This window comes from Pseudomonas sp. NPDC087626 (assembly GCF_044743405.1).
Classification (GTDB): Bacteria; Pseudomonadota; Gammaproteobacteria; order Pseudomonadales; family Pseudomonadaceae; genus Aquipseudomonas.
In genome coordinates, this window is sequence record NZ_JBIUWJ010000012.1 from 105,363 (window position 1) to 114,127 (window position 8,765).

Below are 8,765 nucleotides of genomic sequence, written 5' to 3' on the forward strand. Positions count from 1 at the left end.
CGGCCCCTGCTTGCGCGGCCCTCGGTCGCTCACTAACGTAGCGCCTTTCTTGGTACGGAGCTTTGCCATGGCCTCGCCAGCCTTTACATCTTTTCTTCCCCGGTTCGGCGTTGCCGCAGCAGTCACCAGTGTGCTCAGTCTTGGCGGATGCCAGACCTGGAATGCCCAGGACACGCTACCGCCGACCTCCGGTGTGCAACCGCTCAAAGGGCTGGCGCAAAACGTCTCCGTGCGACGCAATGCCATGGGTATGCCGCTGATCGAAAGCAGCACCTTCCACGATGCCTTGTTCACCCTCGGCTATGTGCACGCCACTGATCGCATTTACCAGATGGTCAGCATGCGGTTGCTGGCCCAGGGCCGCCTGGCGCAAATGTCGGGCCCACAGATGCTCGACGCCGACCGTTACATGCGCGCCGTGAACCTGAAGAAAAGCGCCGACGAACTCTATAAAGCCTCCTCGCCTCGCCTCAAGCGCTTCTTTGAAGTCTATGCGCGCGGGGTCAACGCTTACCTGTTCCGCTATCGCGACAAGCTGCCAGCAGACCTGGCTGCCACCGGTTACCAACCGGAGTACTGGAAACCGGAAGACTCGACGCTGATTTTCTGCCTGCTGAACTTCAGCCAGTCAGCCAACCTGCCGCAGGAAATTTCCGCGCTGGTCATGGCGCAAACCGTCACCCAGGACAAGCTGGCATGGCTGTCGCCGTCCTATCCGGACGAAAAACTGCCATTGGCGGAAACCGACAAACTCCAGGGCATCAAGCTCAACGGTACGATCCCAGGCCTTGCCGAGGTGGCTAACGCTGGCGAGCAACTGGGCACGTTGAACATGCTCGGCGGCACGGCATCGAACAACTGGGCGATCGCCCCACAACGCAGCCGCAGCGGTAAAAGCCTGCTGGCCAGCGACAGCCAATTGCCGCTCGGCGTGCCGTCGCTGTGGAGCTTCGTGCAGATTCGTGCCCCGAAATACCAGGCAGCCGGCGTTTCCATCGCCGGCTTGCCAATGGTCCTGGCCGGTTTCAACGGCCAAGTGGCTTGGAGCATGACGGCGGTGCTGGGCGACAACCAGGACCTGTTCCTGGAAAAACTCAAGCGCCAGGGCAACGGCCTGAGCTACGAAGTTGCTGGTAAATGGCAACCAGTGATGGTGCGCAACGAAACCTACTTCATCAAAGGCCAGCGACCGATTCGCGAAGCCGTGTACGAAACCCGCCACGGCGCCTTGCTCAACAGCGCCCAAGGCACTGCGCTGGGTAATGGCTTCGGCCTGGCCTTGCAGCAACCCAATTTGACCGACGACAAGAGCCTGGACGCGTTCTTCGACCTGACCCGCGCGCAGAATGTGGAAAAAGCCTCGGACGCCAGCCGCGAAATCCGCGCGATTGCCCTGAACATGGTGTTTGCCGACGCTCGCAACATCGGCTGGCAGGTTACCGGCCGCTTCCCCAACCGTCGCGAAGGCGAAGGCTTGCTGCCATCCCCCGGCTGGGAAGGCCGCTACGACTGGGACGGCTACGCCGACCCGATGCTCCATCCGTATGATCAGGACCCGGTGCAAGGCTGGCTCGGCACCGCCAACCAGCGGGTGATTCCTCACGGTTACGGCATGCAGCTGTCCAATTCATGGGCCGCACCCGAGCGCGGCGAGCGCATCGCCGAACTGGCAGGGAGCGGTAAGCACGACAATCGCAGCATGATCGCCATGCAATACGACCAGACCAGCCTGTTTGCCAGCAAACTGAAAAAAATGTTCGAGTCGCCCGGCATGTCGGCACCGCTCAAAACAGCCATCGCCGCCCTGCCCGCCGCCGAGGCTGGCAAGGCACGCGAGGCCTACAGCCGCCTGATGGCCTTTGACGGCAAGCTCAGTGCGACCTCGACTGACGCGGCGATCTACGAGTTGTTCCTGCAGGCCAGCATGCAGCAGATCTTCCTCGACGAATTGGGGCCGCAGAACAGCCCGGCCTGGAAAGCTTTTGTTGCCAGCGGCAAGTTGTCCTACTCGGCCCAGGCTGACCATTTGCTCGGCCGCGAAGACAGCCCGTTCTGGGATGACGCCCGCACCCCGCAAAAGGAAGACAAGCCGGCGATCCTTGCCCGTAGCCTGGCCGCCGCCATTTCTGCTGGCGAAAGCCAGATGGGCGGTGACCGCAAAGCCTGGCAATGGGGAAAACTGCACCACTACGAATGGAAGGACGTGCGCGGCCAGACTGTGCGCGCGCCTATGTCCGCCGGTGGCGATCACACCACCCTGAACATGTCCGCCTACACCTGGGGCCAGGACTTCAACGTCACGCTGGCACCGGCGATGCGCTTTATCGTCGACTTCGCTCAGGCAGAACCGCTGCAGGCGCAGAACGGCAGTGGTCAGTCCGGTAATCCAGCCAGTCCCAGCTACCTGAACGGTATCGAACCGTGGCTCAAGGGCCAATACCAGAGCCTGCCGATGCAGCCGCAGAACTTCGACAAGGTCTATGGCAAGACGCGCCTGACCCTGGTGCCCGGAAAGTAAACTCGCGGGGACCGGTGCCTGGGGCACACCGGCTCAGCCAGCCCAGGCTCCATGCTGGTGCAGTCAATCCTTCGCGCCCATTTTTGGGCGCGAATCTGCCCAGGACTTTTGTTGAATCATCTTTTAAAACGCTTGTTCGGGACTCTGGTTCGGAAATTGCTACTTTCATAAGGTCTTACGCTTTCCAGTAACAATAATTCTGCGCCACAAGCGCTCATATTGGTTCTTAGGGATTGAATAATGAAAAAAGCATTGCTGACCCTTTCTGCACTGGCGTTGTGCATGGCCGCGGGTTCCGCGCTGGCCAAAGAATACAAAGAGTTGCGATTTGGTGTTGACCCCTCCTACGCGCCGTTCGAATCCAAAGCAGCGGACGGCAGCCTGGTTGGCTTCGATATCGATCTGGGCAATGCGATCTGCGCCGAGCTGAAGGTCAAATGCAAATGGGTCGAAAGCGATTTCGACGGCATGATCCCTGGCCTCAAGGCCAATAAATTCGACGGTGTAATCTCTTCGATGACCGTTACCGAGGCCCGCGAGAAGGTTATCGACTTCTCCAGCGAGCTGTTCTCCGGCCCCACTTCATTCGTGTTCAAAAAAGGTTCTGGGCTGACCGCCGATACCGCATCGCTCAAGGACAAGGCTGTCGGCTACGAGCAAGGCACCATCCAGGAAGCGTATGCCAAGGCCGTGCTGGACAAGGCCGGGGTCAAGACCAAGGCTTACGCCAACCAGGACCAGGTCTACGCCGACCTGATTTCCGGGCGTCTCGACGCGTCGATCCAGGACATGCTGCAAGCCGAACTGGGCTTCTTGAAGTCGCCACAAGGCGCCGACTATGAAGTCAGCAAACCCGTTGACAGCCCACTGTTGCCAGCCAAGACCGCTGTCGGTATCTCGAAAGGTAACAAAGAGCTGAAGGCCCTTCTCGATAAAGGTATCAAAGCGTTACACGATGATGGCACCTACGCCACCATTCAAAAGAAACACTTTGGTGATCTGAATCTGTACAGCGGCAAATAATGCCCGGCGCCCATCCTCGTGATGGGCGCCTTTTTTTCGCTATCAGGTTGCTGACTTCATGTTTGAACAACTCCTACAAAACCTGGGGCTCTCAGCCTTCAGCTTGAAAGGCTTCGGCCCCCTGCTGATGCAAGGCACCTGGATGACCATCCAATTATCGGTACTGTCGCTGCTGGTGGCCGTGTTACTCGGCCTCCTGGGCGCCAGCGCCAAACTCTCAGCTTCCAGACTGCTGCGCATACCCGCGCAGTGCTACACCACGTTGATTCGTGGGGTGCCGGACCTGGTGCTGATGCTGCTGATTTTCTACAGCCTGCAAACCTGGCTGACGTCCCTGACCGACCTGTTGGAATGGGAATACATCGAGATCAACCCGTTCAGCGCCGGGGTCATCACCCTGGGCTTTATCTACGGTGCCTATTTCACCGAAACCTTCCGTGGCGCGATCCTCGCCGTGCCCCGCGGCCAGGTTGAAGCCGCCACCGCTTACGGCCTCAAGCGCGGCCAGCGTTTTCGCTACGTGGTCTTCCCGCAGATGATGCGCTTCGCCTTGCCGGGTATCGGTAACAACTGGATGGTGATGCTCAAGGCGACTGCACTGGTGTCGATCATCGGCCTGGCCGACCTGGTCAAGGCCGCCCAGGATGCCGGTAAAAGTACCTACCAGCTGTTTTACTTCCTGGTGCTGGCAGCGCTGATCTACCTGCTGATCACCAGCGCGTCGAACGTTGTCCTGCGCTGGCTGGAACGGCGTTATGCCGCCGGTGCCCGGGAGGCCGTACGATGATCGAACTTCTGCAAGAGTACTGGCGCCCGTTCCTGTACAGCGACGGCTACCACATCACCGGCCTGGCGATGACGATGTGGCTGCTCAGCGCCTCGATCTGCATCGGTTTCCTGGTGTCGATCCCGCTGTCGATTGCCCGGGTTTCACCGCATTTCTACATCCGCTGGCCGGTGCAGTTCTACACCTACCTGTTCCGTGGCACGCCGCTGTATATCCAGTTGCTGATCTGCTACACGGGGATCTACAGCCTCGCCGCGATCCGCGCGCAACCGGTGCTCGATGCGTTCTTTCGCGACGCGATGAACTGCACGATCCTGGCCTTCGCCCTGAACACCTGCGCCTACACCACGGAGATTTTCGCCGGGGCGATTCGCAGCATGAACCACGGCGAAGTCGAGGCTGCCAAGGCCTATGGCCTGACGGGCTGGAAGCTGTATGCCTACGTAATCATGCCTTCGGCCCTGCGCCGTTCGTTGCCCTACTACAGCAACGAAGTAATCCTGATGCTGCACTCCACCACCGTGGCCTTCACCGCGACCATCCCGGACATCCTGAAAGTCGCGCGGGACGCCAACTCGGCAACCTTCCTGACGTTCCAGTCGTTCGGCATCGCCGCGTTGATCTACCTGGCCGTAACCTTTGCCCTGGTCGGTCTGTTCCGGGTTGCCGAACGCCGCTGGCTGGCATTTCTCGGTCCAACTCACTAGCTCTCACGTTGCAGGACACTCACGCACATGCGCCACCAGATTCATGACCTGCTTGCCCCGCTGCCGGGCACCGCACGCCAGATCCACAGCTTCCACTTTGGCCCGACACAGGCCCAGGGCAAGGTCTACATCCAGTCCTCACTGCATGCCGACGAACTGCCGGGCATGCTGGTGGCCTGGCACCTCAAGCAACGCCTGGCCCAACTCGAAGCCGAGGGCCGCCTGCTCAGCGAGATCGTGCTGGTACCGGTGGCCAACCCGATTGGCCTCGAACAGGTGTTGATGGACGTGCCCCTGGGTCGCTACGAGCTGGAAAGCGGGCAGAATTTCAACCGTTGGTTTGTCGACCTCGGCGAAACGATCGGTCACGAAATCGAAGGCCAGCTCAACCAGGATCCGCAGCACAACCTGGCACTGGTGCGCCGGACTTTGCGTCAGGCATTGCTGCGCCAAAGTGCCGCCACGCAACTGCAGTCCCAGCGCCTGGTGCTGCAGACCCTGGCCTGCGATGCCGACATGGTGCTGGACCTGCACTGTGACTTCGAAGCCGTCACCCACCTGTACACCACGCCCCAGGCCTGGCCCCAGGTCGAACCGCTGGCGCGCTACATCGGCGCCGAGGCCAGCCTGCTGGCCACTGACTCCGGCGGCCAGTCATTCGATGAGTGCTTCACCCTGGTATGGTGGCAGTTGCAAGAGCGCTTCGGCGAACACTTCCCGATACCCTCTGGCAGCTTCTCGGTGACCCTGGAATTGCGTGGCCAGGGCGACGTCAACCACCCACTGGCCAGCCTCGATTGCCAGGCCTTGATCGACTACCTGACGCACTTTGGCGCCATCGACGGCCGAATCCAACCCCTGCCGGACCTGCCCTACCCGGCCACGCCACTGGCGGCGGTGGAGCCGGTCGCGACTCCGGTCGGTGGCTTGCTGGTGTACTGCGTGCTACCGGGAGAGTACCTGCAGGCCGGACAATTGATCGCCGAGATCATCGATCCGATCAGCGACCGGGTCACGCCGGTCCATTGCACCAACGAGGGCCTGCTGTATGCCCGCTCGACCCGCCGCATGGCCACCGCTGGCATGGTGATCGCCCACGTGGCGGGCCTTGAGGCCTATCGAACCGGCTACCTACTTTCGCCTTGAGGATGTTCACTCCATGTACAAATTGACCATCGAAGGCCTGCACAAAAGCTACGGCAGCCATGAAGTCCTCAAGGGTGTGTCGCTCAAGGCCAGGACGGGCGACGTGATCAGCTTGATCGGCGCCAGCGGCTCGGGCAAGAGTACCTTTTTGCGCTGCATCAACTTTCTCGAAACCCCCAACGACGGCGCCATGAGCCTCGATGGCCAGGCAATCCGCATGATCAAGGACCACCACGGCATGCGGGTCGCCGACGAAGCCGAGCTGCAACGCATCCGTACCCGCCTGGCCATGGTTTTCCAGCACTTCAACCTATGGAGCCACATGACTGTGCTGGAAAACATCAGCATGGCTCCGCGCCGGGTGCTGGGGGTGAGTAAAAAAGACGCTGAGGACCGCGCGCGCCGCTACCTCGACAAGGTAGGCCTGGCTGCCCGTGTGGCGGACCAGTACCCGGCATTCCTCTCCGGCGGCCAGCAGCAGCGGGTGGCCATTGCCCGTGCACTGGCGATGGAGCCGGAAGTCATGCTGTTCGATGAACCGACCTCCGCCCTGGACCCGGAGTTGGTGGGTGAAGTGCTCAGGGTGATCCAGGGGCTGGCCGAAGAAGGCCGGACCATGATCATGGTCACCCATGAAATGAGCTTTGCGCGCAAGGTGTCCAACCAGGTGTTGTTCCTGCACCAGGGCCTGGTGGAAGAACAAGGCACGCCCGAGGATGTACTGGGCAATCCCCGAAGTGAACGGCTCAAGCAGTTCCTCAGTGGCAACCTGAAGTAGCGGTCAGTGGGAGCGCTGGCTCCCACTGCGCTCCTTTGCCCCGGCTTAAGCCTGGTACTCCAGCCTGAAGCTGCCATTTTCGATGCGGATGCCATCGGCATCCGTGCCGCTGAAGGTACCGGCAAACTGCCCATCCCCGTCAACCGTCAACGTCAGGCTGCCCAAGGGGTACAACTCCGCTTCGCCGCCGCCCGTCACATGGATGATCGAGGGTAACCCGACCTGGAGCTGGTACGTGCCGGTCTGGATATCGTCTGGCAGATACAGGTAGAAGCCTTCCCCCGCAGCGTTGACCGCCTCGAGGCTGTGCACGCCTTGGCGCAGGTAGTACCGCAAGCCCTCGGTTACCCGAAGCGCCTTCAGGCCGCCGGCGGTATGGATGTCAGCGCTGAAATGACCCGATCGAACTGAACTCATTGGAAATTCCTTTTTCACGACTATGGCTAACCGCTCGCCTCAAGCGTTGTTCAAGCCACGCAGGGGAGCACCGCCGCGATAAAAACACGGCAGACCTGACCATAGGTTTCAAAGGTGAACACAGTTGTTTCGAGGCATGAACGTCCAGTGAACAGCGGTCAACCCTCACCACAGTTCACTGGTGATGCACCAAGAGCCGGACCAATCAGGCCACTGGTGCGGGAGGTGGCTCGTCCGGCAGGGTCGGTTCGCCGGGCTCGGTGGGTTGTTCGTTGGGGGTGTCCGGGTCGGGCTGACCGGGGATGCCGCCAGCCTGGGCGACGGACGGATGGGCTAACAACGACCAGGCCAGTACGCCCACCTGATTGGGCTCAAGCCTTGCCAGTTCGGCACTTACGCGTGGATCGATCTTCATTGGGCACTCCTGGGCGATGGCCCGATCCGCCTTGCGCGGATCCGGGCAGTACACTCCATAGAGTCTACGCTCGCCGAGGAATTCCCACGGTCTGTCCGGACGACTGACTCAGGTGCGCGGCAGGGTCACGCCACGTTGGCCCTGATACTTGCCACCACGGTCTTTGTAGGAGACTTCGCACTCTTCGTCGGATTCGAAGAACAACATCTGCGCCACGCCTTCGTTGGCGTAGATCTTCGCCGGCAGCGTGGTGGTGTTGGAGAATTCCAGGGTCACGTGGCCTTCCCACTCCGGTTCCAGCGGCGTGACGTTGACGATGATGCCGCAGCGCGCGTAGGTGCTCTTGCCCAGGCAGATGGTCAGGACATTGCGCGGAATGCGGAAGAACTCAACGGTACGGGCCAGGGCGAAGGAGTTCGGCGGGATGATGCAGACATCGCTCTTGACGTCGACGAAGCTCTTCTCATCAAAGTTTTTCGGATCGACGGTGGCCGAGTTGATGTTGGTGAACACCTTGAACTCATCGGCGCAGCGCACATCGTAGCCATAGCTCGACACCCCGAAGGAAATCAGTCGTTCGGCGCCTTCGCCACGCATCTGGCGCTCGACGAAGGGCTCGATCATGCCGTGCTCTTGCGCCATGCGGCGAATCCACTTGTCCGATTTGATGCTCATGGCGGGTGTCCTGAATAGCGAGGTGGAAAAATTCTGTCCGGCATCTTACCGGGGCGCGCCGCCGGGTTCAAAGTCCGGTACGCATTAATCGCCGATCGCCTTTAATATCGGATACCGCGCGTCGATCACGCGCACCGTCAGTCACGAAAACAGATAAACCTTCGCAAAGACCATTGGCACGTTCCGGAAAAAGGGTTAAGGTGGCGCCACTGTGCTGCTTGTGTCACTGAGAATCTCTACACGATATGTTGAATTTCGATCCAACCATCTACAAGAATTTTTCCTGCTCTTTGCACTCA

Annotated in this window: 9 protein-coding genes; 6 read left to right on the forward strand and 3 right to left on the reverse strand. The window is 60.4% G+C overall.

Annotation, left to right across the window (positions count from 1 at the left end; genetic code table 11):
- The first annotated feature begins 67 nt into the window (after nt 1-67).
- From ACIOVD_RS12645 to ACIOVD_RS12670, 6 genes are all read left to right on the forward strand, one after another.
- A complete protein-coding gene (locus ACIOVD_RS12645) occupies nt 68-2,518 on the forward strand; it encodes a penicillin acylase family protein (RefSeq protein WP_401127991.1) in 2,451 nt (816 codons plus the stop codon).
- A 240-nt stretch (nt 2,519-2,758) separates the two neighbouring features.
- Nucleotides 2,759-3,541, forward strand: a complete 783-nt coding sequence (locus tag ACIOVD_RS12650) for a transporter substrate-binding domain-containing protein (RefSeq protein WP_095166935.1) — start codon at nt 2,759-2,761, stop codon at nt 3,539-3,541.
- Between the two features lie 58 nt (nt 3,542-3,599).
- Complete coding sequence (locus ACIOVD_RS12655; protein ID WP_095166933.1) at nt 3,600-4,328, forward strand: ABC transporter permease; 729 nt, start codon at nt 3,600-3,602, stop codon at nt 4,326-4,328.
- A complete protein-coding gene (locus tag ACIOVD_RS12660) occupies nt 4,325-5,035 on the forward strand; it encodes an ABC transporter permease (RefSeq protein WP_095166931.1) in 711 nt (236 codons plus the stop codon). Before ACIOVD_RS12655 ends, ACIOVD_RS12660 begins: the two co-directional genes overlap by 4 nt.
- Before the next feature lie 27 nt (nt 5,036-5,062).
- Complete coding sequence (locus ACIOVD_RS12665; RefSeq protein WP_095166929.1) at nt 5,063-6,181, forward strand: succinylglutamate desuccinylase/aspartoacylase family protein; 1,119 nt, start codon at nt 5,063-5,065, stop codon at nt 6,179-6,181.
- Nucleotides 6,182-6,194: 13 nt separating this feature from the next.
- Nucleotides 6,195-6,959, forward strand: coding sequence for an ABC transporter ATP-binding protein (locus tag ACIOVD_RS12670; protein ID WP_095166927.1), 765 nt, complete (start codon nt 6,195-6,197; stop codon nt 6,957-6,959).
- A gap of 45 nt (nt 6,960-7,004) precedes the next feature.
- Here ACIOVD_RS12670 and ACIOVD_RS12675 read toward each other — a convergent pair whose 3' ends face one another.
- The 3 genes from ACIOVD_RS12675 to dcd all read right to left on the reverse strand — a co-directional run bounded on the left by ACIOVD_RS12675 (nt 7,005) and on the right by dcd (nt 8,466).
- Nucleotides 7,005-7,376: a hypothetical protein gene (locus tag ACIOVD_RS12675; RefSeq protein WP_401127997.1), complete on the reverse strand. Its 372-nt coding sequence runs from the start codon at nt 7,374-7,376 to the stop codon at nt 7,005-7,007.
- Between the two features lie 205 nt (nt 7,377-7,581).
- Entirely contained in the window at nt 7,582-7,791 is a 210-nt protein-coding gene (locus ACIOVD_RS12680) for a hypothetical protein (RefSeq protein WP_095166923.1), read from the reverse strand.
- Nucleotides 7,792-7,899: 108 nt separating this feature from the next.
- Nucleotides 7,900-8,466: a dCTP deaminase gene (dcd, locus tag ACIOVD_RS12685; RefSeq protein WP_003219273.1), complete on the reverse strand. Its 567-nt coding sequence runs from the start codon at nt 8,464-8,466 to the stop codon at nt 7,900-7,902.
- Nucleotides 8,467-8,765: the final 299 nt, after the last annotated feature.